Annotated in this window: 21 protein-coding genes and 1 pseudogene; 3 read left to right on the forward strand and 19 right to left on the reverse strand. The window is 71.8% G+C overall.

Annotated elements, in window-relative coordinates:
• The 13 genes and pseudogenes from IE295_RS09135 to proS all read right to left on the reverse strand — a co-directional run bounded on the left by IE295_RS09135 (window position 1) and on the right by proS (window position 10,005).
• On the reverse strand, window positions 1–309 hold the full coding sequence (locus IE295_RS09135; RefSeq protein WP_071965846.1) for a DUF2469 domain-containing protein: 309 nt from the start codon (window positions 307–309) through the stop codon (window positions 1–3).
• Between the two features lie 39 nt (window positions 310–348).
• Window positions 349–861, reverse strand: coding sequence for an NUDIX hydrolase (locus IE295_RS09140; RefSeq protein ID WP_190063058.1), 513 nt, complete (start codon window positions 859–861; stop codon window positions 349–351).
• Window positions 854–1,594 (reverse strand): signal peptidase I, encoded by a 741-nt coding sequence (gene lepB, locus IE295_RS09145; RefSeq protein ID WP_190063059.1) that lies wholly within the window; start codon window positions 1,592–1,594, stop codon window positions 854–856. Before lepB (IE295_RS09145) ends, IE295_RS09140 begins: the two co-directional genes overlap by 8 nt.
• Before the next feature lie 108 nt (window positions 1,595–1,702).
• Entirely contained in the window at window positions 1,703–2,794 is a 1,092-nt protein-coding gene (gene lepB / locus IE295_RS09150) for a signal peptidase I (RefSeq protein ID WP_190063060.1), read from the reverse strand.
• Window positions 2,715–3,880: pseudogene (gene lepB / locus IE295_RS09155) on the reverse strand (signal peptidase I); the annotation flags it as partial. The gene lepB (IE295_RS09150) and the pseudogene lepB (IE295_RS09155), both read right to left, overlap by 80 nt.
• A complete protein-coding gene (lepB, locus tag IE295_RS09160) occupies window positions 3,873–4,718 on the reverse strand; it encodes a signal peptidase I (protein ID WP_190063062.1) in 846 nt (281 codons plus the stop codon). The pseudogene lepB (IE295_RS09155) and the gene lepB (IE295_RS09160), both read right to left, overlap by 8 nt.
• 45 nt (window positions 4,719–4,763) lie before the next feature.
• On the reverse strand, window positions 4,764–5,114 hold the full coding sequence (rplS, locus tag IE295_RS09165) for a 50S ribosomal protein L19 (RefSeq protein WP_190063063.1): 351 nt from the start codon (window positions 5,112–5,114) through the stop codon (window positions 4,764–4,766).
• A gap of 130 nt (window positions 5,115–5,244) precedes the next feature.
• Entirely contained in the window at window positions 5,245–6,054 is an 810-nt protein-coding gene (trmD, locus tag IE295_RS09170) for a tRNA (guanosine(37)-N1)-methyltransferase TrmD (RefSeq protein WP_190063064.1), read from the reverse strand.
• The gene (rimM, locus tag IE295_RS09175; protein ID WP_190063065.1) at window positions 6,054–6,617 is read right to left on the reverse strand and encodes a ribosome maturation factor RimM; all 564 of its coding nucleotides are present in this window, start codon (window positions 6,615–6,617) and stop codon (window positions 6,054–6,056) included. The genes trmD and rimM overlap by 1 nt, the downstream gene beginning before the upstream one ends.
• A 192-nt stretch (window positions 6,618–6,809) precedes the next feature.
• Window positions 6,810–7,049, reverse strand: coding sequence for an RNA-binding protein (locus IE295_RS09180; protein ID WP_190063066.1), 240 nt, complete (start codon window positions 7,047–7,049; stop codon window positions 6,810–6,812).
• Between the two features lie 2 nt (window positions 7,050–7,051).
• The gene (gene rpsP, locus IE295_RS09185; protein WP_190063067.1) at window positions 7,052–7,486 is read right to left on the reverse strand and encodes a 30S ribosomal protein S16; all 435 of its coding nucleotides are present in this window, start codon (window positions 7,484–7,486) and stop codon (window positions 7,052–7,054) included.
• 268 nt (window positions 7,487–7,754) lie between these two features.
• Entirely contained in the window at window positions 7,755–8,345 is a 591-nt protein-coding gene (locus IE295_RS09190) for a hypothetical protein (protein WP_086566029.1), read from the reverse strand.
• 244 nt (window positions 8,346–8,589) lie between these two features.
• Window positions 8,590–10,005 carry a proline--tRNA ligase gene (gene proS / locus IE295_RS09195; RefSeq protein WP_190063068.1) on the reverse strand — a complete coding sequence of 472 codons (1,416 nt, stop codon included), beginning with the start codon at window positions 10,003–10,005 and terminating at the stop codon, window positions 8,590–8,592.
• Window positions 10,006–10,323: 318 nt separating this feature from the next.
• Here proS and IE295_RS09200 point away from each other — a divergent pair, with 318 nt between their 5' ends.
• On the forward strand, window positions 10,324–11,151 hold the full coding sequence (locus IE295_RS09200) for a methyltransferase domain-containing protein (protein WP_190063069.1): 828 nt from the start codon (window positions 10,324–10,326) through the stop codon (window positions 11,149–11,151).
• 99 nt (window positions 11,152–11,250) lie between these two features.
• Here IE295_RS09200 and ffh read toward each other — a convergent pair whose 3' ends face one another.
• From ffh to nsdA, 5 genes are all read right to left on the reverse strand, one after another.
• Window positions 11,251–12,798, reverse strand: coding sequence for a signal recognition particle protein (ffh, locus tag IE295_RS09205; RefSeq protein ID WP_190063070.1), 1,548 nt, complete (start codon window positions 12,796–12,798; stop codon window positions 11,251–11,253).
• Between the two features lie 74 nt (window positions 12,799–12,872).
• A complete protein-coding gene (locus IE295_RS09210) occupies window positions 12,873–15,266 on the reverse strand; it encodes a [protein-PII] uridylyltransferase (protein ID WP_190063071.1) in 2,394 nt (797 codons plus the stop codon).
• Between the two features lie 17 nt (window positions 15,267–15,283).
• Window positions 15,284–15,622: a P-II family nitrogen regulator gene (locus IE295_RS09215; protein ID WP_086566034.1), complete on the reverse strand. Its 339-nt coding sequence runs from the start codon at window positions 15,620–15,622 to the stop codon at window positions 15,284–15,286.
• Window positions 15,619–16,893: an ammonium transporter gene (locus IE295_RS09220; RefSeq protein WP_190063072.1), complete on the reverse strand. Its 1,275-nt coding sequence runs from the start codon at window positions 16,891–16,893 to the stop codon at window positions 15,619–15,621. The genes IE295_RS09215 and IE295_RS09220 overlap by 4 nt, the downstream gene beginning before the upstream one ends.
• A 279-nt stretch (window positions 16,894–17,172) precedes the next feature.
• Entirely contained in the window at window positions 17,173–18,669 is a 1,497-nt protein-coding gene (nsdA, locus tag IE295_RS09225) for a transcriptional repressor NsdA (RefSeq protein WP_190063073.1), read from the reverse strand.
• Between the two features lie 424 nt (window positions 18,670–19,093).
• Here nsdA and IE295_RS09230 point away from each other — a divergent pair, with 424 nt between their 5' ends.
• A complete protein-coding gene (locus tag IE295_RS09230; RefSeq protein WP_190063074.1) occupies window positions 19,094–19,765 on the forward strand; it encodes a bifunctional DNA primase/polymerase in 672 nt (223 codons plus the stop codon).
• A 100-nt stretch (window positions 19,766–19,865) separates the two neighbouring features.
• Here IE295_RS09230 and ftsY read toward each other — a convergent pair whose 3' ends face one another.
• Entirely contained in the window at window positions 19,866–21,119 is a 1,254-nt protein-coding gene (gene ftsY, locus IE295_RS09235) for a signal recognition particle-docking protein FtsY (RefSeq protein ID WP_190063075.1), read from the reverse strand.
• Between the two features lie 209 nt (window positions 21,120–21,328).
• Between ftsY and IE295_RS09240 the strand changes: the two genes are divergently transcribed.
• On the forward strand, window positions 21,329–22,837 hold the full coding sequence (locus tag IE295_RS09240; protein WP_224323538.1) for a purine-cytosine permease family protein: 1,509 nt from the start codon (window positions 21,329–21,331) through the stop codon (window positions 22,835–22,837).
• Window positions 22,838–22,946: the final 109 nt, after the last annotated feature.

Raw genomic sequence — 22,946 nt, forward strand, 5'->3', positions numbered from 1 at the left:
TCAGGTCCCCGGAAGGTCCAGATCGCTCTTGTTGAGCTCCTCGATGTTCACGTCCTTGAACGTGAGCACCCGCACCTGCTTCACGAAGCGGGCCGGGCGGTACATGTCCCACACCCACGCGTCCGCCATCGAGACCTCGAAGAAGACCTCGCCCTGCACGGAGTGCACCTGCATCTCGTAATCGTTGGTGAGGTAGAAGCGCCGCTCGGTTTCGATCACGTATTTGAACAGACCGACGACGTCGCGGTACTCCCGGTAGAGCTTCAGCTCCATCTCGGTCTCGTACTTCTCGAGGTCCTCGGCGCTCATGGCATGTTCCCCTTCAGCCGTGCGTCCCCCCATTGTGCGTCAGGCGCGCTCAGTCTCCAGGAGCACCGGCGTACTCGGGGGCCCCTCGTCGAGCAGCGTACGCAGCAGCTCGGCGAGCCTGTTCGGATACACCGTCTCATGGGCCGCGAGGAGTTCCTCGCACGTCCACCACCGCAGCCCGCTGGTACTGCGCCGCTCCAGCTCCGTCCGCCCGCCGGTCCACAGGTCCGGCTCCCGGCGCCGGGTGCGGGCCAGGAAGTAGCGCTCGTCCTGGTCCCAGCGCCGCCCGGCGAAGGGGAAGGAGCAGGTCCGCAGCCACAGCACCGGACCCAGTTCGATCTCCGTGATCCCCGTTTCCTCGGCCACCTCCCGATGGGCCGCCTCCTCCCAGCTCTCGTCGCCCTCGAGGCCCCCGCCCGGGGTGAACCACCAGGTCACCGAGGGGTCGTCGGGCTCGTGGCCGTGGATGAGCAGCACCCGGTCGTCGGGGTCGAGCAGGATCACCCGCGCCGCCCGGCGCGGGGCCGCGCCTTCCCCGCCCGGATCAGCCATGGGGCACCGCCGCCTTCCCGCGGCCCGCCGACCGCCGGGCCAGCGGTCCGTACGCCGCACCTCCCAGGATGAGCACGGCGCCCGCGATCACGCACGTGACGATCAGGGGCAGCGGTCCGGGGCGGGAGGTGCCGCCGGGCAGGGCGGCGAAGGAGCCGGGCCGGTCGATCATGCCCCAGCCGGCCACGGGCCAGGCCGTGGCGTCCACCCGGGCCCGCACGGCGTCGCGCGGGACCGCGCCCTGGCCGCCGTCGGTCAGGTGGGTGCGGGAGTCGACCGAGTCGGTGCGGTGGTCGCCGAGCAGGAAGAGGCGGCCGTCCGGCACGGTGGCGGTGAAGGGGGTGGGCGAGGCCGGACCGCCCGCCGCCAGGTACGGCTCCTCCACCGGCTTGCCGTTGATCATCAGGCGGCCCTGCCGGTCGCAGCACTCGATCCGGTCCCCGCCGGTGCCCACGACCCGCTTGATCATGGGCATGTTGCCCCAGACCTTGTCCTGGAAGACGACGACATCCCCCCGGCGCACGGCGTCGCCGTGCACGCGCTGGGCGAGGACCCGGTCGCCGATCCCGATCGTGGGGGCCATCGAGTCGGTGGGGACGGTGTACGGCCGGTACAGCAGGGCGGCCCAGGCGAACCCGCCGAGGAAGAGGACCAGCCCGAGGGCCACGGCCAGTCCGGACACCACTCTGCCCGTGCGGCCCTGGCCGTCCCCGTCACGTCCCGCTGTGCTCATCGCGTCGCGCCCCCGCGTCAGGACCACGGGGCCGACGCCTCGTGGAAGATCGGATTCCGCATGCCTTGGGGCACGGAATCGCACACTACCCGGGGGTACGGCCGCCAGTCAGCCCCTCCGGCCGGCCCGCGTGACGGGCTCGCAGGCCGCGGCCTTCCGCACGATCCGGCGCCGGCGCCACAGCACCACCGGCAGCGCCCCCGCCAGCCCCAGCGCCGGCGGCACGGCGGCACCCGCCGCGCTCAGCCCGGGCTGGTCGAAGGTCTTGGGCACCGACAGGACGTCCAGGCGGTTGAGCGGCCACGCCACGGCGACCGCGCGGCCGACGACGTCGTCCTCCGAGACCGTGCCCTGGAACTTGTCGCCCTCCATGTGCCAGCGCGAGTCGAGGGAGTCCTGGCGGTGGTCGCCCATCACCCAGATCCGGCCCTCGGGCACCTTGACCGGGCCGAACGGCTTGTCGCCGCAGGGAGTGTTGCCGGGGAAGATGTACGGCTCGTCCAGCGGCTTGCCGTTGACGACCACCGGCTGGTTGTCGCCCTTGCACTCCACGGTGTCCCCGCCGGTCGCGATGACCCGCTTGATCAGGTCCTTCTCCTCGGCCGAGGGCATCAGGCCGACGAAGCTGAGCACCTTCTGGATGCCGGTGCCGATCGGCCCGTTGTTCGCGGCGGGGCTCTCGCCGAGCCAGCCGCCCGGATCGTGGAAGACCACGACCTCGCCCCGCTCGGGTTTCGACCCGAACCACGGGGTGAGCTTGTCCACCAGCACCCGGTCACCGCGCTGCAGGGTGTTCTGCATCGACTCGGAGGGGATCGAGAAGGCCTGCACCAGGAACGTCTTGATCACCAGCGCGAGCAGCAGGGCGATGCCGATGAGGAGCGGCAGCTCCTTCCAGAACGAGCGTTGCCTCGAGGGCTCGCGCCGGGCCGGCTCCGGATCCGCTCCGCCGTCGGGCGGCTGCTGCCCGCCGTCCCGGCCGGCGTCCGTGCGGGGCGCCTCGTCCGGGTTCCCGGCGTCCACCGGGGGACGGCCGTCCGGACCGTCGCCGGCCCGGGGGCCGGCTTCGTCCCGCGCCTCGTCCCGTGCCCCGGGCCGCCCGCCGAGGTCCCGGGGGTGCTCCCCCGGTTGCCCCTCGTCCCCGGGCCGCCTCTCGGGCTCTCCGTGACCGGACCGCGCGCCGACCGCCAAGTCCCCCACATCCACTCCTCACTCCACGCTGCCGCCTGCCGCATCCATGACGCAGGCCCACCACTCCCCTAACGAGCGGGAGTTCCGCAGGGGTCGGGAGCCGGGTCAATCCCTCGCGATCCGCAAGGACACACTATGCACCGGTTCGTCCCCGGGCATGCCCCTGGACGGCGCGTCGAATTCACCCGGTACGACCGTTCGCGAGGTCCTGCAGGAGGCGCGGGCGAGTGGCGCCTACAGCCGCCGCCAGTGCCCGAACGGCCAGGCGATGACCGCCGCACGTCCCACCACCAGGTCCTCCCCGACCGTGCCGTGCCCCGGCTCGCTCAGGTGGTAGCGCGAATCGGCCGAATCGGAGCGGTGGTCGCCCATGACGAACAGCCGGCCCTTCGGCACCTTCACCTCGAACGTCAGCTTCGAGGGCGCGTCGCCGGGATGGATGTACGGCTCCTCGACCGGCTTTCCGTTGACCGTGACCCTGCCGTCCTTGTCGCAGCACTTGACCGTGTCCCCGCCGACCCCGATCACACGCTTGATCAGGTCCCGCTCGTCGGCGGACGGCAGCAGCCCGATGAACGTCAGGGCCTGCTTCGCCTGCTTGATCCCCACCGGGTCCGGCCCGCCGGAGTACTTCTGGTCGCCGTCCAGCCAGCCGCCCGGGTCCTTGAAGACCACCACGTCCCCGCGCTCCGGCCGGGAGCCGAACCACGGCGTCAGCTTGTCGACGAGCACCCTGTCGCCGATCCGGATGGTCTGCTCCATCGAGCCGGACGGGATCACGAACGCCTGCACGAGGAACGTCTTGAGGACCAGGGCGATCAGCAGCGCCACACCTATGAGGACGGGCACCTCCTTGATCACGGACCGGCGGCGCCGCCGCTTCAGCCGCTGGGCGGCCTTCCGCCGCTCGGCCCGTCCGCCGGTGACCGGTGGCGCGACGCCGGAGGCCGCCGGGGCCCCCGCTTCCGCCTCCGCGTCCACCGCTCCCGCGTACCCGCCGGCGGCCGTCGCGCGTTCACCCGTGCGCGTGCGCCCGTCCGGGGCCGTCCGCCCGGCCAGGACCGTACGGCCGCCGGGGCGCCCCCGGCTACCCATGCGGGCCACCGCCGTGGCCCGCCGCGCCGCCGGCGCCCGGATCCGGTACGCCCGCGAAGGCACCGGACCGTTTCAGCGAGGTCATGCGGCCCATGGGCCAGCCGATCCAGTCGGCCCGCCCCAGGACGCGGCCGACCGGAACCGTGCCGCCACCGGGCTCGCCCAAATGGTCACGTGAATCACGGGAGTCACTGCGATGGTCACCCATGACCCATAGCTTGCCCTCCGGCACCACGATGTCGAACGGCACTTGCGAAGGCGAGTCGCCCGGGTAGAGGTAGTCCTCGAGCACCGGATGGCCGTTGACCTCCAGCCGGCCGCCGCGGTCGCAGCACCTGACCCGGTCGCCGCCGACGCCCACCACCCGCTTGATGTAGTCGCTCCGCGCGGACCGCATGAGCCCCACGGACGACGCGCCCTTGCGCACCAGCGCCGCCACCGGGTTCTCCGTGGGCGCGCCCTGGACGAAGGAGTCGGTGCCGTCGAAGACGATCACGTCGCCGCGCCGGGGCCCGTCCCCGAAGCGGTAGGCGAGCTTGTTGACCAGAACCCGGTCGCCGACCGCGAGGGTGTTCCTCATCGATCCGCTGGGAATCACGAAGGGCTGCACGACATAGCTGCTGACCAGAAGCAGGAAGATCATGCAGATGAACAGCAGCAGCCCGGCCCGGCGCAGCGGCCCGCCACCGGCCGGCCACCGCCGGGCGCGGGCCGCGAAGGACGCGAAGGACGCGAAGGCCGGAAAACGCGCGGAGCGCGACCCCCGCTCCCGGCCCTGTTCGGGGCCGGGAGAGCGGTCGCGCTCCGGAAGCTGTGCGAGCTGTTCGTCGGTGTCCATCGAGCCGAGAGCCTATCCGGCCCGGCCGGGACGCCGACGGAAAGCTTACTTGTCGCGCTTCTCCTTGATCTTCGCGGCCTTGCCGCGGAGCTCACGGAGGTAGTACAGCTTGGCGCGACGGACGTCACCGCGGGTGATGAGCTCGATCTTCTCGAAGATCGGGCTGTGCACCGGGAAGGTGCGCTCGACGCCGACGGAGAAGGAGACCTTGCGGACCGTGAAGGTCTCGCTGACGCCCGCGCCCTGGCGGCGGATGACGACACCCTTGAACTGCTGGATGCGGGAGCGGTTGCCCTCGATGACGCGAACGTGGACGTTCACGGTGTCGCCGGGGCGGAAGGCCGGGATGTCGGTGCGCAGGGAAGCGGCGTCGACGCCGGAAAGCAGGGTGGACATGAATGTCTGCTTCCTCGCTGATGCCACAGGTCATCAGCGGAATCGTGCTGAAGGATGGAGTGGTGCCGAAACGCCGGGCGGACGTCGTTCCCCCTGTGGCAGGGGCGTGCGCCGGACGCAAGGCAACGGCTTATTCTTCCACGTCCTGGGCCACTCGCCAAAATCGGCCGTCGTCGCCCGGGGCCCAGCCCAGGATCGAGAGCATCTCGCGGTCCTTCTTGTCGAACGCCGCCGGGTCGGCGCGCTCGATCAGGTCCGGCCGGTTCCGGGTCGTCCGCCGGAACGCCTCGTCCCGGCGCCAGCGGGCGATCTTGCCGTGGTGACCGCTGAGCAGGACGTCCGGAATGCCCCGGCCGCGCCACTCCGGCGGCTTGGTGTAGACCGGGCCCTCGAGCAGGTCGGCCATGGCGCCGGGCGCGAAGGAGTCGTCGCGGTGCGACTCGGCGTTGCCGAGGACGCCGGGCAGCAGCCGGGCGATGGCCTCGACCATGACCAGCACCGGGGCCTCGCCGCCGGCCAGCACGTAGTCGCCGATGGAGACCTCGCGGACGTCGCACCGCTCGGCGTAGTCCTCGATGACGCGGCGGTCGATGCCCTCGTAGCGGGCGGGCGTGAAGACCAGCCACGGCTTCTCGGACAGCTCGACGGCGAGCTCCTGGGTGAAGGGGCGCCCGCTCGGGGTGGGCACCACGATCACCGGCCGGCCCTCGCCGGACTCGATGACCGCGTCGAGCGCCTCACCCCACGGCTCCGGCTTCATGACCATGCCGGGTCCGCCGCCGTACGGGGTGTCGTCGACCGTGTTGTGCTTGTCGTGCGTCCAGGAGCGCAGGTCGTGCACGCGCACGTCCAGCTGGCCGCGGGCCCGGGCCTTGCCGACCAGCGAGACGTTCAGCGGCTCGAGGTACTCGGGGAAGATCGTGACGACGTCGAGGCGCATCAGGCGTCACCCTCGCCCTGCTCGGCGTCGCGGGAGCTCGCGACCTCGGCCTCGCCGCCGTCGATCAGTCCGCGCGGCGGGTCGACGACCGCGCGCTGCGCCTCGAGGTCGATCTCGGTCACGATCTCGGAGACGAAGGGGATCATCACCTCGCCGCCGTCCTCCCGCTCGACGATGAACAGGTCCTGGGACGGCAGGTGGGAGATCTCCGCGATGCGGCCGATCACGGTGCCGTCGACGGTGACGACCTCGAGGTCCATCAGCTGGTGGTCGTAGAACTCCTCGGGGTCCTCGGGAGTCTCGTCCGGGTCGACGTCGGCGATCAGCAGGGTGTTGCGCAGCGCCTCGGCGGCGTTGCGGTCGCCGACGCCCGCGAAGCGCAGCAGCAGCCGGCCACTGTGCACCCGGCCGGTCTCGATGGTCAGCGGCCCCACGCCCGCGGGGTCCGTGGCCAGCACGGCACCCGGGCCGAGCCTCAGCTCGGGCTCGTCCGTGCGCACCTCAACGGTGACCTCGCCCTTGATGCCGTGGGCGCGGCCGATCCTGCCGACTACCAGCTGCACAGTCTCAAATCCCCTCTTCGCGGCCGGCCTCCCCGGCTACCGCCGGGAGGGGCCCCCGCGGTCTCGCGGAAGCGGTACCTCGCCGTCCGGGTACCTCAATTATCGGTTGCTGCCGACGCAACGGCCGGTTACACGAAACGAGGCCGGGGGTGGCGTGCCACCCCCGGCCTCGTGCCGGTGCTCTATCGCTGCTCAGCGGACGTCGTCCACGTCGACCAGGTCGACGCGGATGCCACGGCCGCCGATGGCGCCCACGACGGTGCGCAGTGCGCGCGCGGTGCGGCCGTTGCGGCCGATCACCTTGCCGAGGTCATCGGGGTGCACCCGGACCTCCAGCACGCGCCCGCGACGCAGGTTGCGCGAGGCGACCTGCACATCGTCGGGGTTGTCGACGATGCCCTTTACGAGGTGCTCGAGGGCCTCCTCGAGCATGCTCAGGCCTCGGTCGACTCAGCGGACTCGGCCTCAGCGGCCTCGTCCTTCTTCTCCGACTTCTTCGCCTTGGGGGTGATGGCCTCACCCTTCGACGCGTCGGCGGCGTTCACGGCGGACTCGAAGAGGCCGCTGACGTCCTTCTTCGGCTCCGCGACGAGCATCGGGGCCGGGGCCGGCAGGCCCTTGAACTTCTGCCAGTCGCCGGTGACCTTGAGGATGGCCAGAACGGGCTCGGTCGGCTGCGCGCCGACGCTCAGCCAGTACTGGGCACGCTCGCTGTCGACCTCGATGCGCGAGGGGTTCTGCACCGGGTGGTACAGACCGATCTCCTCGATGGCCCGGCCGTCACGGCGGGTACGGGAGTCGGCGATGACGATGCGGTAGTGAGGCGAACGGATCTTGCCCAGACGCTTCAGCTTGATCTTGACTGCCACTGGAGTGGTGTCTCCTGGTCTTGACGTGGTTGGGCACAACGAGATGCCACGTGGGGTTTGCGGTACTCGGGGTGCCCGATGGACGCGTCAGCCGGAGGAGAGAGGGGTCCTATGCGACTGTCGAGTACAGCGACCCATTGTGCCACACCGCCGCGAACCTGCCGACCGCGGATCTTGGCAGCCGGGGGCCGGGCAACCGTGAACCTGCCGAGCGCGGACGGGCCCGGGCCGCACCCCGGGACGTCATGGCTCGTCCGGCCGGTCCCGCTCAGCCGACGGAGACCGCCTCGGGAATGCGGAAGGGCTGGCCGCAGCCGCCGCACATGATCGGCGCCTGGGCGAGCACGGACGGCACGACGCGGACGTTGCGCCCGCACTGGCAGACCGCCTTCACCCGCACCCCGCCACCGGAGGAGCCGTGGCGCGCGGCCGGGCCGCGGAAGGTGCGCGAGGTGTCGGCGGCCGTGGCGACCGTGTGCGCCTTCAGCGCGCGCTGCAGTCTGTCGATGGTGGAGCGGTAGCGCTTGCGCGCCTCCGGGTTGAGCACGACCAGGGAGAAGCCGCTGCTGGGATGCGGCTCATCGCTGTGATCGAGCCCCAGCTCCTCGGCGATCGCCAGGAACCGGCGGTTGTGGTAGCGGCCGGCACGAGAGGTGTCGCGGACACCGCGGGCGGCCGCGATGCCGTGCACTGCCTCGTGCAGCAGCCTTTCGAAGGAGAGCTCGGCGCCACAGGCGGACGACGACTCCCCGATCAACGATTCGGGCGCGGCTAGATCCGGCAGCTCGGGGTGGAACCGCTGAATGTCGGCCCACGCCTGCGCCAGCTCTGCGGCGAGAACAGGTGGTGTCGTGCTCACGTCGTGACAACGAGCCGGGGCGGCCCGGTGTTCCGATACCGGGCCATCCCAAATAATTTGCACGTACCAGTCAGTTTCCCGCCTCATACGTCCTGAGGAGGGCGGGTGCGCAGAACTACGGAGAAGGCGGATGAGCCGTGCACCAGTTCGCAAGGTGGGACGTACTGACTCATCAGTAAGGAAGATGCCCCAGCGCAAACGCCTCGGGCGCGCGCCGGAAGGCGCGCGCCCGAGGACACACGGATCAGTAGGCGCGGGCCACGATCGCCACGGCGCCCGGCTGGTCGTCGGAGTCCGGCACCGAGCCGTCCTCCGCCACCAGGCAGCGCACCGTCACGGCCTGCTCGGCCAGCTTGGCCTCGCCCTCCGCACCCAGCGTCGCCCACGGAATGCGGGCCCAGCCACCGGCGGCAGCGGCCTCGGCCGCCTCCTCGATGGTCTTCACGTCCGTCGTGCGAGACTCGCGGCGCTCGCGGGACTCGCGCAGCAGCTGCGCCTGGTCCTCCTCCAGGACCTTCGGCAGCAGCGCGGCCAGCTCCTCGATGCGCACCGGCTCCTTGCCGCCCGGAATGCGGCGGGCCAGCATGGCCGTGCCGTTCTCCAGGTCGCGCGGGCCGATCTCGATGCGGACCGGAACGCCCTTGAGCTCCCAGTCCACGGCACGACGGCCGAAGGGGGTGTCGGTGCGGTCGTCGACCTGGACGCGGATCCCGGCGGCCTTGAGCTGGTCGCCGATCTCGCGGACCTTGGCGAGGACGGCGTCGTCGCCCTTGATCGCCAGGACCACGGCCTGGACGGACGCCAGGCGCGGCGGGACGCGCAGGCCCTTGTCGTCGCCGTGCGACATGATCAGACCGCCGACCATGCGGGTCGACACGCCCCACGAGGTCTGCCAGACCAGCTCCTGCTGCCCGTCCTTCGACAGGTAGGAGGTGTTGAACGCCTTGGCGAAGTTCTGGCCCAGCTCGTGGCTGGTGCCCATCTGCAGCGCCTTGCCGTCGCCCATCATGCCCTCGAGCGTGAGCGTGTTGATCGCGCCGGCGAACCGCTCCTTGGCCGTCTTGCGGCCGAGCACGACGTCGATGCCCAGGACGTTGACCATGAAGTCGTAGTAGACGTCACGGTGGATCCGGGCCGCGTAGTCGCGGGCGTCCTCGTACGTGGCGTGGGCGGTGTGACCCTCCTGCCACAGGAACTCGCTCGTCCGCAGGAAGACGCGCGGACGCATCTCCCAACGCACCACGTTCGCCCACTGGTTGATCAGCAGGGGCAGGTCGCGGTAGCTCTGCACCCACTTGGAGAAGTACTCGTTGATGATCGTCTCGGACGTGGGCCGGACCACGACCGGCTCCTCGAGCTCCTTGCCGCCGCCGTGCGTGACGACCGCGAGCTCGGGCGCGAAGCCCTCGACGTGCTCGGCTTCCCTCGTCAGGTACGACTGCGGGATGAACAGCGGGAAGTACGCGTTGGAGGCGCCCGCGTCCTTGATCCGGGCGTCCATCTCCTGCTGCATGCGCTCCCAGAGCCCGTAGCCGTACGGGCGGATGACCATGGTGCCGCGCACCGGGCCGTTGTCGGCCAGCTCGGCCTTGTTGATCAAGTCCTGGTACCAGCGCGGGAAGTCTTCCGCCTGGGGGGTGAGAATGGGAGCCTTTGCCATGCTGCGAATGGTACGGGCCTCGCCACGCCGAGTGTGAATCCGTCCGCCGGCCACCCCTCCTTCCCGGCCGCACCGCGCCCCTGTTCGCCTTCCGTTTCCGTATCCGCCCACCCCGCCATTTCGTGCGACGAGCCCCGGCACATGCCATCGTGGACAGACGCGAACGTTCTCGCGCCACCCCCTGGACTCGACGGCGGAAGCGGAGTTCTCTGGCATCGGGGGGTTCTTCACCACAACGCACGGACAGCGGCACTCATGGGGGCGGAACAACGGACCAGGGCACAAGGACACGTCACCCGGCGGATTGGGGCGCATTCGATGACACCAACGCTCGTACGGCGGCACCGGCCGTCCCCGACCTCGCCCGCGTCACGGGCCCGCGACTGGGCGGAAATCCAGGAACGGATGCTGGTACCGCTCTACGAAGCGGTCTACGAACGCCTCGAGGTCGGCCCCGGGGCCCGGCTCCTGGGCCTGGGCTGCGGCTCCGGACTCTCCCTGCTCATGGCCGCCGCCCGCGGCGCCACCGTCTGCGGCGTCGACCACGACGGCCGCCGGCTCGAGCTCGCCCGCGAGCGACTGCTGCCCGAGGGTGCTCCCGACGACGACGCCCGGCTCCACCTCGGCGGCCCCGAGGCCGTCCAGGAACCCGCGGACGGCCCGTTCACCCTCGTCACCGCCTTCGAGCCGCTCGTCACCGCCACCGGCGACGCCCGCGCACTGGCCGGCACCCTGACCAGCGCCGCCGACAAGGCGGCCCAGGGCGCCCCCGTCGTCCTGGCCGGCTGGGGCCCGCAGGAGCGCTGCGCCGCCTCCGGCGCACTGCGCGTCGCCGCCCGCCTCGCCGACCCCATGTGCGCCCCCGCCCGCTGGCGCCCCAGCGGACGCGACGACCTGGAGAACCTCGCCCGCCAGGCCGGCCTCACTCCCGACGGCTCGGGCCGCGTCTCCTGCCCGTACGGCTACGCCGACATGGCCAGCGCCGTACGCGGCCTGCTGTCCATCGGCGCCTTCGACGCGGCGGTACGGGCCACGGACGAGGAACAGGTCACCAAGGAACTCGTCGAGGCGCTCCACCCGTATCTGCGGCGCGACGGCACGGTGTGGATGCCGAACGTGTTCCGCTACCTGATAGCCAGGGTGTAGCCGGGCGGGCCGCCGACACGCGAAAAGCCCCCCGGCATCCGCCAGGGGGCTTTCGTACGGGCCGTGCGGCTGAGGCTTCGGCCGCGGCTTTGGCTGTGATCAGCCCATGAACTTCTTGAACTCGTCGGGCAGTTCGAAGTTCTGGGCGCTCTCACCGGCCGGCAGGCCCAGCGGATTGTCCGCCTGCGCCGCCTCGCGCCGCGCGGCGGCGGCCTGCTCCTCGGCCTTGCGCTTCATCGGGTTGCCGGACTGACGCTTGCCCTTGGACTGCTTCTGCTGCTTCTTCTTGCGGGACGCACCGCCGCCCATGCCCGGCAGGCCCGGCATTCCCGGCATGCCGCCGCCCTGCGCCATGCGCGACATCATCTTGCGGGCGTCGAAGAAGCGCTCGACCAGGTTCTTGACCGCGCTGACGTCCACGCCCGAACCCTTGGCGATACGGGCCCGGCGCGAGCCGTTGATGATCGTCGGGTCCTGGCGCTCGGCCGGGGTCATCGACTTGATGATCGCGGCGGTGCGGTCGACGTCGCGCTCGTCGAGGTTGTTGATCTGCTCCTTGATCTGACCCATGCCGGGCAGCATGCCGAGGAGCTTGCTGATGGAGCCCATCTTGCGGACCTGCTCCATCTGCGACAGGAAGTCGTCGAGCGTGAACTCCTTGGGGCCCTTCGCCAGCTTGGCCGCCATCTTCTCGGCCTCGTCCTGGCTGAAGGTCTGCTCGGCCTTCTCGATGAGGCTGAGCATGTCGCCCATGCCGAGGATGCGGGACGCCATGCGGTCCGGGTGGAACGCGTCGAAGTCGTCCAGCTTCTCGCCGTTGGAGGCGAACATGACCTGCTTGCCGGTCACGTGCGCGACCGACAGCGCGGCACCACCGCGGGCGTCGCCGTCGAGCTTGGAGAGCACCACGCCGTCGAAGCCGACGCCGTCGCGGAAGGCCTCGGCGGTGTTGACCGCGTCCTGGCCGATCATGGCGTCGACGACGAAAAGGATCTCCTGCGGCTGCACCGCGTCACGGATGTCCGCGGCCTGCTGCATCAGCTCGGCGTCGATGCCGAGGCGGCCGGCGGTGTCGACGATGACGACGTCGTACTGCTTGGACCGGGCGTGCTCGACCGAGTCCTTCGCCACCTGCACCGGGTCGCCGACGCCGTTGCCCGGCTCCGGCGCGAAGATCGCCACACCGGCGCGCTCGGCGACGACGCCGAGCTGGTTGACGGCGTTGGGACGCTGCAGGTCACAGGCGACGAGCAGGGGTGCGTGACCCTGCTTCTTCAGCCAGCTGCCGAGCTTTCCGGCGAGCGTGGTCTTACCGGCACCCTGCAGACCCGCGAGCATGATCACGGTCGGGCCGCTCTTGGCGAACCGCAGGCGGCGGGTCTCGCCACCGAGGATCGTGATCAGCTCGTCGTTGACGATCTTGATGACCTGCTGGGCCGGGTTCAGCGCCTGGGAGACCTCGGCACCGAGGGACCTCTCCTTGACCTGCTTGATGAAGGCGCGGACGACGGGCAGGGCCACGTCCGCCTCGAGCAGGGCGATGCGGATCTCGCGCGCGGTGGCGTCGATGTCCGCCTCGGAGAGGCGGCCCTTGCCCCGGAGGTTCTTGAAAGTCGCTGCGAGGCGGTCGGAGAGGGTATCGAACACGGTGGTCGCGGATCCTTCTGTCGGGTCGGGGCGGCGGGCTGACCCCCAAGGGTATCCGCCCCTCGCCGATCCGGTCAGCCGCCCAGTGACTCCTGTACCTTCCTGGCCACCCCGGCCGCCTCCCCCTCCCCCAGCGGCACCCCCTCCACGCCCGTCACATAGAACGCGTCCACCACACTCGCCCCCAGCGTGCTCACGTGCGCGCTCCGCACCCACACGCCCGCGTCCTCCAGCGCCCGCCCGATCCGGTGCAGCAGACCCGGGGCGTCCTGGGCCCGTACCTCCAGGACCGTGGCGGCGTGCGAGCCGCCGGGCGCGACGGTGACGCGGGGCGGGGCGTGGGGGACGCCCCGGCGTCGCTTGCCGTACGCGGCCTCCCGCTCCGCGAGGCGGTCCTCGACGTGCAGGGAGCCGTCCAGGGCGCGCACGAGGTCGCCGCGCAGGCGGGCGGCGTCCGGCAGGGAGCCGTACTCGGCCGCCACGCGCCAGTTCAGCAGGAGGGCGCCGGAGAGGGAGCGCAGGTCCGCCGCGCGGACCGTCAGGCGGTGCAGGGCCAGGACGCCGGCCGTGGCGGGCAGGATGCCGGGCCGGTCGGGGACGGCGACGGTCAGCCGCACGGTGTCCGCGACGAGGCCGTCGCCGGGCGCGCCGAGGACCACCACCGGTCCGGACGTGCGCAGGGCCTCCTTCGCGAGGCGTTCCTCCTCGGCCGTCGGCGCCGGCTCCGCGCGGTCGGCGACCGGCTCTCCGGCCAGGGCGGCCGAAGCGCGCCGGACCAGGTCGGCGACCAGGGTGGCCCGCCAGTCGCTCCAGGCCGCCGGGCCCGTGGCGCGGGCGTCGGACTCGGTCAGGGCGTGCAGCAGTTCCAGCGTGCCGGTGCGCGAGACGGCGTCCGTGACGGTGCGGACCGTGGCGGGATCGTCGAGGTCGCGGCGCGTGGCGGTCTCGGCGAGCAGCAGGTGGTGGCGTACGAGCGTGGTGAGGACGGCGGTGTCCTCGGCGTCGAGGCCGAGGCGGGCGGCGATGCCGGGGACGAGGGCCGCGCCCGCCTCGGAGTGGTCGCCGGGGTAGCCCTTGCCCAGGTCGTGGAGGAGGGCGGCGACGAGCAGCAGGTCGGGGCGGCCGACGTTCCGGGTGAGGGCGGAGGCCTGCACGGCCGTCTCGACGAGGTGGCGGTCGACGGTCCAGCGGTGGACGGGGTTGCGCTGGGGCCGGCAGCGCACGTGCTCCCATTCGGGCAGGAGCCGGGAGACGATCCCCTCCGCCTCGAGGGCCTCCCAGACGGCCACGGTGGGCTCGCCGGCGCCGAGGAGGGTGACGAGCTGCTCACGGGCCTCGGCCGGCCACGGCACGGGCAGCGGGCCCGCGGCCGTCATGCGCCGCACGGCGTGCCGGGACAGCGGCAGTCCGGCCTGCGCGGCGGCGGCCGCGGCACGCAGCGGGAGCACGGGGTCGCGCTCGGGGCGCGCGGTGCGCGCGAGCACCACCTCGCCGTCCTGTTCGACGACGCCCTCGGCGAGCGGGACGCGCTCGGGTTCCACGAAGCCGCCGCGGCCGCCCCGCCCGCCCAGGATGCGGCGCAGCCGGGGCCGGCCGGAGCGGGACTTCAGCACCCGGCCCACCTCGCGCCAGGTGACCTCGGTGGCGTAGGTGACGGTGCGGGCGGCCTCGTAGACGCCGCGCAGGAGGGCGTCCGCGTCGGCGAGGCCCAGGCCTGCCGCGACCTGGTCCTGTTCCTGGAGGGCGAGCCGGTCGGTGGCGCGGCCGGTGGCCAGGTGGAGGGCGTCGCGGGTGTCGAGGAGCAGGGTGCGGGCCGCCTCGAGTCCTTCGCGGGGCGCGTCGGCGAGCCAGGAGGCGGCGACGGCGCGCAGGGCGGTGGCGTCGCGCAGTCCGCCGCGGGCCTCCTTGAGGTCGGGTTCGAGGAGGAAGCGCAGTTCGCCCTGGCGTCTGCCGCGTTCCTCGCACATCTCGCGCAGTTCGGGCAGGCGGGCGGGGGCCTGGGCGCGCCAGTCCTCGTAGGCGGTGGTGCGCAGGCGGGCGGTGAGCTCGGGGTCGCCGGCGAGGTGACGGGCGTCGAGGAGGCCGAGGTGGACCTTGAGGTCGCCGGCGGCGGTCCTGCGGGCCTCGGCGGGGGTGCGTACGGAGTGGTCGAGGGCGAGGCCCATGTCCCACACGGGGTACCAGACGCGGTCGGCGACGGCGGCGATGCCGCCGGCCGGGGTGGAGCCGTCGTGCAGGAGCAGTACGTCGAGGTCGCTGCGCGGGGAGAGCTCGCCGCGTCCGTAGCCGCCGACGGCGACGAGCGCGACGCCCCGGGTGCCGCCCAGGAGCGAGGCCAGCCAGCGGTCGGTGAGGCGGGCGAGCTCGGTCCGCAGGGCCGGCCCGGCCGGCGGCTCCCGGTGCAGGAGCCGCAGCCGGGCCGCCGCGTAGCCGGTGGGTTCCTCGGCGGCCTGACTGTTCGGCGTCACGTGGGGCTCCCTGTCGTTCAGAGCGCGTCCGGGCCGCGCTCGCCGGTGCGGACGCGCACGACGGTGCCGGCGTCGACGACCCAGACCTTGCCGTCGCCGATCTTCCCGGTGCGGGCCGCCTTCACGATGACGTCGACGATGTCCTCGGCGTCGACGTCCTCGGCGAGGACCTCTATGCGGGCCTTGGGCACGAAGTCGACGGTGTACTCGGCGCCCCGGTAGACCTCGGTGTGGCCGCGCTGGCGTCCGTAGCCCCTGGCCTCGGTGACGGTCAGGCCGTGGACGCCGAAGGTCTGCAGCGCGTCCTTGACCGCGTCGAGCTGGTGGGTCTTGATGACGGCGGTGATGAGCTTCATGCGTCCACTTTCCTGGTCGGGTGCTGCGGTGCGGGCGTGGCGTGGCCGGACCGGGAGGCCGGGGCGCCGCCCACCGCGCTGAGGTCGTAGGCGGATTCGGCGTGGTAGGCCTGGTCGACGCCGCTGATCTCGTCCTCCTCGCTCGCCCTGAAGCCCATCAGCTTGTCGACGAGCTTGGCCAGGAGCCAGGAGACGGCGAACGAGTAGGCCATCACGGAGAAGGCTCCGGCCGCCTGCCGGCCGAGCTGGGTGAGGCCGCCGACGCCGTCGGTGGCGAGGAGGCCGACCAGCAGGGTGCCGATGACGCCGCCGACGAGGTGGACGCCGACGACGTCGAGGGAGTCGTCGAAGCCGAGCCGGAACTTCCATCCGACGGCCCAGGAGCAGACGGCTCCGGCGACGAGGCCGATGAGGACGGCGCCGAAGGCGTTGACGGCGGCGCCGGAGGGGGTGATGGCGACGAGGCCGGCGACGGCTCCGGAGGCAGCGCCGAGGGTGGTGAACGCGCCGTGCCGGATGCGCTCGTAGACGAGCCAGCCGAGCATGGCCGCGCCGGTGGCGACCTGGGTGTTGAACGCCATGTTGGCCGCGACGCCGTTGGCGGCGAGGGCCGAGCCGGCGTTGAAGCCGAACCAGCCGAACCACAGCAGTCCCGCGCCGAGCATCACCAGGGGGAGGCTGTGGGGGCGCATGGGGTCCTTCGCGAAGCCGACGCGCTTGCCGACGACGAGGACGGCGGCCAGCGCTCCGATGCCCGCGTTGATGTGGACGGCGGTGCCGCCGGCGAAGTCGATCACCTTGAGCTTGAAGAGCCAGCCGTCGGGGTGCCAGACCCAGTGCGCGACGGGGAAGTAGACGACCGTCACCCACAGGGTGATGAACAGGGCCCAGGCGCTGAACTTCACGCGGTCCGCGAGGGCGCCGCTCATCAGGGCCGGGGTGATGACGGCGAACATCAGCTGGAAGAGGGCGAAGGCGAGGACCGGGATGCCTTCCTTGCCGCCGGTGAGGGTCTCGGGGTCGATGCCCTTGAGGCCGATGTGGCCGAGGTCGCCCAGCAGTCCGGCCCCGAGGTCATCGCCGAACGCGAGGGAGTAGCCGAACAGCACCCACAGGACGGTGACGATGCCGAGCGAGATGAACGACATCATCAGCATGTTGAGCGCGCTCTTGACCCGGACCATGCCCCCGTAGAAGAAGGCGAGGGCCGGTGTCATCAGCATCACGAGCGCGGCACTGATCAATACGAACGCGGTATCTGCGCCATTCAATGATGTCTCCTCGCGGCGGCGGCCCTCGCCCCCGTACGGGCTGGTGCATCCCATGGGCCGGTGTCGCCTCGAGGCTCGCGCAGCGCGGTTTCGGCGGGCGCAGCGGGTTGTTTCGCGTGCGTGACGATGGGGGTGGGGGTGTTACGCCGGAGTGAACGGGCGGACAGCGGCCCGGGAGTGTGGGCCGGCCGCGGCGACCTGCCCGGGGTGACCTGGCGTGGGGGAGCCGAGTCGGGTGTACGGGAGGTCGCCGCGGCCGGGTAGGGGGGCCGGGCGGGGTCAGACCGCCTGGGCGGCCTCGGCCGGTTCCGGCAGGTGGACGGCGAGCTGGTCGGTCAGCTCGACGACCTCGGCGACGTCGCCGAATTCGCGCGCGGCGTTGTCGACGGTCTTGCGGAGGCGGTTGTTCACCCGCTCCGAGCGGACCTGCTTGGCGATCCTGAGCGCCTTGCCGGCGAGGACCGTCGACTCCTCGGGCTCGCGTTCCATGAGGTGGACGGTGGCCATGCCGATGAGGTTGAGGGCGTAGGAGCGCTGGTGCTCGCTGTCCTGCGCGAAGAGCTCGACGGCCCGCTCCATCTTGGGCCGCGCCAGCGAGGCGTAGGTGGGGCTGCGCCCGGCCACGTAGGCGAGGTCGCGGTAGGAGTGGGCGTTCTCGGCGTTGAGCTCGGCCTCCGAGAAGAACCGGATCCAGTCGGGGTCGCCGTCGCCGCCCCCGCAGTCCGAGAAGCAGTCCTCGGCCATGCTCACGGCACGCTTGACCTTGGCGGGCTGGCCCATGTTGGCGTAGGCGCGGCCCTCCATCGCATACAACATGGCCTGGGTCCGCGGGGTGGCCGTCTCGCGGGAGCCGTACTGCCCGAGGTGGATGAGCTCCAGGGCGTCGTCCGGCCGTCCCAGGTGGATCATCTGGCGGCTCATGCTGGAGAGGATGTACGAACCCAGGGGGCGGTCGCCCGCCTCCTTCGCGGCGTGCAGGGCGAGCACGAAGTACTTCTGCGCCGTGGGGTGGAGCCCGATGTCGTAGCTCATCCACCCGGCCAGCTGGGCCAGCTCGGCGGCGACGGTGAACAGGCGCTGGGCGGTATCGGCGGGCTGGGGCTCCTGGAGCAGGTCGGTGACCTCGTGGAGCTGGCCGACGACGGCCTTCCGGCGGAGTCCGCCGCCGCACTGGGCGTCCCACTGACGGAACATCACCGTCGTGGACTCCAGCAGCTCCAGCTCGGGCGCCGAGAGCCGGGACCTGCGCACCCGGTCCCGGTCGGCGCCGCCGCCCTCCCGGCCGGTGGTGCCGGGCACGAGCCAGCGCTGCATGGGTTCGATGAGGGCGGGCCCCGCGGAGAGCGCCAGCGAGGTCCCGAGGAAGCCCCGCCGCGCCAGCATCAGGTCGCTGCGGGAGAACTCGCTGAGCAGCTCGACGGTCTGGGGGCCCGCCCAGGGCAGGTCCACGCCCGACACGGACGGTGACTGGTGCGCGGCCCGCAGCCCGATGTCCTCGACGCCGACGACGCAGCCGAAGCGTTCGGAGAACAGCTCGGAGAGAATCTTCGGAATGGGCTCGCGCGGCTGCTCGCCGTCCAGCCAGCGGCGCACCCGCGAGGTGTCCGTGCTGATGTGGTGTGCACCCAACTGGCGTGCCCTGCGGTTCACTTGCCGTGCCAGTTCGCCCTTGGACCAACCGCTGCGCAAGAACCACGAATTCAGCTGGTCGTTCGGGCGTTTCTCGGCCTTGTCGGCCTTGTCGGCACCGCCGGTACCACTGACATTGCCGCCCACGGGAACGCCCCCATCCGAAAACTCTGCATCCACTGCGTCTGCAATCCACTGCGTCTGCGGCGCCGCCCGACGCGGCCGCGCGTGAACCGCCAACAGCCTGCCGCTCGTCAGGGCCGCTTGTCCGGCGGGATTCATGTACCGAAAGTAATCCTACGATCACCGCTCACGCGAGGGCAGTCCAGTAAACGCCACCATTCGCCACCCCAACGTATGAACCCCTTCCTCCCGCATCGCGATTGACTTGACACCGGACATCGGCAGCAAAACCCGTGAAGAGGTGGACTGTTGCACGCCACGGCGTGCGGCCTGCGCCGCACCACCCCTCGCACACCGTCGCGCCGCCACAGAGCAGAGGTCCGCGACCGTGCGTGTCCGAGACACTCCGACACGTAACCATCCGCGAGCACGACCCGTTGGAGGGGGCATGGGCTTCACAATCGGCGGCATCCGGGACCGGCGCTCGAGCTCTCGGCGCCGAGGCCGCGCGTCGGAATCCGTGATGACGGTCGCGGAGTACACGGGTCTGTGGGGGTGGGACGTCGTCCCCGGGGCCCGGGCCACCCGCGGCGGTCACGTGACGTGCTCGTGCGACGCCGCCGACTGCCCCTCCCCCGGGGCCCATCCGCTCTCCTTCGCCCCCTCGGTCCCGGCCGGCGCCACGCTGGACGAGGCCGCGGCCGCCTGGGCCGACGTGCCGGGCGCGGCCGTTCTGCTGCCCGTGGGGCGGTCGTTCGACGTTTTGGAGGTCGCCGAGGCGGCCGGCCGGCACGCGCTGGCGCGGCTGGAGCGGATGGGAGTGCCACTGGGCCCGGTCGCCCTCGCGCCGCACGGGCGCGCGTCGTTCTTCGTCGCCCCGGGCGCCGCGGCCGAACTCCCCCAGCTCCTCTACCGCATGGGGTGGGACGACGCCCGCCTGGACCTGCGCGGGCTGGGGCTCGGCGATCACATCACCGCCCCGCCGTCCGACCACGCCGGGCTGGGGCCGATGCGGTGGCTGCTCCCTCCCACGCTGGACACGGCGGGACGGCCGCCGGAGGCGCGGCTGCTGCTGGGGACGCTGGCGTACGTCTGTCATCGGTCGGGCGGGGCGGGCTGAGGCCGAGGCTCAGGCGGGCGCAACGGAAGGGGCCCCGTGGTGCTCTCGCACCACGGGGCCCCTTCTGTCGTGTTCTGTCGCGTTCTGTCGCGGTGACGCGTCAGTCGCCGATCAGGGCGTCCACGAACGCCTCCGGCTCGAACGGCGCCAGGTCGTCCGCGCCCTCGCCCAGGCCGACCAGCTTCACCGGTACGCCCAGCTCGCGCTGGACGGCCACGACGATGCCGCCCTTGGCGGTGCCGTCCAGCTTGGTCAGCACGATGCCGGTGATGTCCACGACCTCGGCGAAGACGCGCGCCTGCACCAGGCCGTTCTGACCGGTGGTGGCGTCGAGGACGAGCAGCACCTCGTCGACCGAGCCGTGCTTCTCCAGGACGCGCTTGACCTTGCCGAGCTCGTCCATGAGCCCGGTCTTGGTGTGCAGCCGGCCGGCGGTGTCGACGAGGACGACGTCCGCGTTCTCGGCGATGCCCTCCTTGACCGCGTCGAAGGCGATCGACGCCGGGTCGCCGGCCTCGGGACCGCGGACGGTGCGGGCGCCGACGCGCTCGCCCCAGGTCTGCAGCTGGTCGGCGGCGGCGGCACGGAAGGTGTCCGCCGCGCCGAGCACGACGGACTTGCCGTCGGCGACGAGCACGCGGGCGAGCTTGCCGGTGGTGGTGGTCTTGCCGACGCCGTTGACGCCGACGACCATCACGACGCCGGGCTTCTCCTCGCCGTTCACGCCCACACCGGGCTCGGTGTGGACGGCGCGGTCGGCCTCGGTGCCGATGAGGGTGAGCAGCTCCTCGCGGAGCAGGGCGCGCAGTTCCTCGGGGGTGCGGGTGCCGAGCACCTTCACGCGCTCGCGCAGCCGCTCCACGAGCTCCTGGGTGGGGGTGACGCCGACGTCGGCGGTGAGCAGGGTGTCCTCGATCTCCTCCCAGGTGTCCTCGTCGAGGTGCTCACGGGAGAGCAGGGTCAGCAGACCCTTGCCGAGGGAGTTCTGCGAACGGGACAGCCGGGCGCGCAGGCGCACGAGGCGGCCGGCCGTGGGCTCGGGCACCTCGATCTCGGGCTCGGCCGGGGCGGGGGCCGCGGCCTCGGCCGCGGTCTCCGGCTCGACGACCGGCGCGGTCTCCTCCGCCGGGGCGGGGGCCGCGGGGAGCTCGACCTCTTCGACGGTGCGGCGCGGCTGCGCGGTTGAGGGTTCGGCCTCCTCGCCGACGTGCGGCTCGGCGGGCGGCGCGGTGACGGACGGGCTGCTCGGAGGAGCGGGGGGCAGCTGCTTCTTCTTGCGGCTGCTGACCACGAGCCCGCTGATCGCGCCCAGCGCGACCACAGCGATGACTACAGCAAGGATGACGATGTCCATAACGCACCCAGTATCGGACACCGGCGGGTGCGGGCGCTGCGGCGCCTCGGCGCGTGGCGTCCTTGTGGTTTTCCACAAGGACGAATGACCCTAACTGCACAAAGTTAGATCAAAGTACGATGGCGTGGGCTCACGCGACGCGCGTAGAGTCCCAACGTCCCTTTCTGCCCAGGCCCCGCCCTGTCACACCCCGCAACGGAGCCCCCGATATGGCCCCCACCATGGACAACGCTGCCGACGGCGCCAACGTGTCCAGCCCCGACGGCGCCGCCGGCGCCGCGAGCGCCATCGAGACCCGCGGCATCGAGCCCGTACCCGACCACGAGCGGCACGGCCGGGTCCGGGAGCTCTTCCCGACCTGGGTCGCCGCGAACATCAGTGTGCTGCTGCTCACCATGGGTGCGGCGCTGGTCGTCTTCAACGCCCTGAACTTCTGGCAGGTCCTGGTCGTCGCGGCGTGCGCCGCGGTCGTCTCGTTCGGCCTGGTCGGCGTGCTGTCCGTGTCCGGCAAGTGGGGCGGCGCGCCCGGCGCGATGCTCTCGCGGGCCACGTTCGGCGTGCGCGGCAACCTCTTCCCGGGCGCGATCCTGTGGGTCGCCCGCTTCGGCTGGGAGACGATCAACGCGGTCACCGGCGCGTACGCCGTTCTCACCGTTCTCGACCTGCTCTTCGGCGTGAAGAGCAACACGGTGCTGATCGTCGTCACGCTGTTCGTGTTCGTGGCCTGCACGTTCCTGGTGAGCGGCATGGGGCGCAAGGCGCTGAACGTCTGCAACACCTGGTCGACGTACCTGTTCGGCATCTTCAGCGTGCTGGTGCTCGGCTACCTGATCATGAACATCTCGTGGGACGACGTCTTCTCCAAGCCCGCGGGTACGACCGCCATGGTGATCGCCGGCATCGGGACCATCGCCGCCGGCGGCATCAGCTGGGTGCCCACCGGGCCGGACTTCGCCCGGTACCTGCCGCACGCGGCGTCGGGCAAGAAGATCGTCGGCGCGACGGTGTCCGGTGCGGGTCTGGTCATGGTGCCGATGGTGCTCATGGGTGCGGTGATGGCCGTCTCCACGCCCAAGCTCGCCGACGCCCCGGACCCCGTCTCCTTCCTCGGTGACATCCTGCCGACGTGGCTGGCCGTGCCGTACCTGGCGACCGCGATCGTGGGCATGCTGCTGATCAACAGCCTGTCGATGTACTCGGCCGGCTTCACCGCCCAGACGATGGGCGTGAAGCTCCCGCGTGCGATGGCCGTGAGCATCAACGCGGCGATCTCGCTCATCGGCGGTCTGCTGCTGATGCTCGTCGCCAAGAGCTTCCTGAGCTCCTTCATCACGTTCCTGATCCTGCTGGCCGTCTCCTTCTCGGCGTGGATCGGCGTCTACGCGGTGGACATGGCGCGGCGCCGGGTGCGCGCGGTGCGCTACGACGCGGAGGCGCTGATGGACACGGGCCGTACGAGCCGGTACTGGTACGTGGGCGGCTTCTGCTGGCAGGCGATGACGGCGTGGGCCGTGGCGCTGGCGGCGGGCATCTGCTTCACGAAGTGCGACTGGTTCACCGGGCCGTTCGCGTCGACGTTCGTCGGCAAGTACGGGCTGGGGTGGGCGGCGACGATCGTGATCTCGGCGGTGCTGATGGCGGTGCTGCCGGTGCCGCGGGAGACTGGCGTCTCCGCGGCCGTTCGCCCGGAGGGTGAGCGCGAGAAGGTCGCGGCGTAGTCGCTCGAGCGTTTTGAGGGCCCCTTCGGGGGCCCTCTTTGCGTTGGGGGGGCGGGGTGGGGCGGGGCCGGGGTGGGATGGGGCGGGCCCTTCCGGGGCTGGATTATTT

This window comes from Streptomyces griseocarneus, from assembly GCF_014655595.1.
Classification (GTDB): Bacteria; Actinomycetota; Actinomycetes; order Streptomycetales; family Streptomycetaceae; genus Streptomyces; species Streptomyces griseocarneus.

What these genes read in the sequence shown, in the direction of transcription:
- IE295_RS09135 (WP_071965846.1), bottom strand. Translation starts at nt 309, where the DNA reads ATGAGCGCCGAGGACCTCGAGAAGTACGAGACCGAGATGGAGCTGAAG.
- IE295_RS09140 (WP_190063058.1), bottom strand. Translation starts at nt 861, where the DNA reads ATGGCTGATCCGGGCGGGGAAGGCGCGGCCCCGCGCCGGGCGGCGCGG.
- lepB (WP_190063059.1), bottom strand. Translation starts at nt 1,594, where the DNA reads ATGAGCACAGCGGGACGTGACGGGGACGGCCAGGGCCGCACGGGCAGA.
- lepB (WP_190063062.1), bottom strand. Translation starts at nt 4,718, where the DNA reads ATGGACACCGACGAACAGCTCGCACAGCTTCCGGAGCGCGACCGCTCT.
- rplS (WP_190063063.1), bottom strand. Translation starts at nt 5,114, where the DNA reads ATGTCCACCCTGCTTTCCGGCGTCGACGCCGCTTCCCTGCGCACCGAC.
- trmD (WP_190063064.1), bottom strand. Translation starts at nt 6,054, where the DNA reads ATGCGCCTCGACGTCGTCACGATCTTCCCCGAGTACCTCGAGCCGCTG.
- IE295_RS09180 (WP_190063066.1), bottom strand. Translation starts at nt 7,049, where the DNA reads ATGCTCGAGGAGGCCCTCGAGCACCTCGTAAAGGGCATCGTCGACAAC.
- proS (WP_190063068.1), bottom strand. Translation starts at nt 10,005, where the DNA reads ATGGCAAAGGCTCCCATTCTCACCCCCCAGGCGGAAGACTTCCCGCGC.
- IE295_RS09200 (WP_190063069.1), top strand. Translation starts at nt 10,324, where the DNA reads ATGACACCAACGCTCGTACGGCGGCACCGGCCGTCCCCGACCTCGCCC.
- IE295_RS09215 (WP_086566034.1), bottom strand. Translation starts at nt 15,622, where the DNA reads ATGAAGCTCATCACCGCCGTCATCAAGACCCACCAGCTCGACGCGGTC.
- IE295_RS09230 (WP_190063074.1), top strand. Translation starts at nt 19,094, where the DNA reads ATGGGCTTCACAATCGGCGGCATCCGGGACCGGCGCTCGAGCTCTCGG.
- ftsY (WP_190063075.1), bottom strand. Translation starts at nt 21,119, where the DNA reads ATGGACATCGTCATCCTTGCTGTAGTCATCGCTGTGGTCGCGCTGGGC.
- IE295_RS09240 (WP_224323538.1), top strand. Translation starts at nt 21,329, where the DNA reads ATGGCCCCCACCATGGACAACGCTGCCGACGGCGCCAACGTGTCCAGC.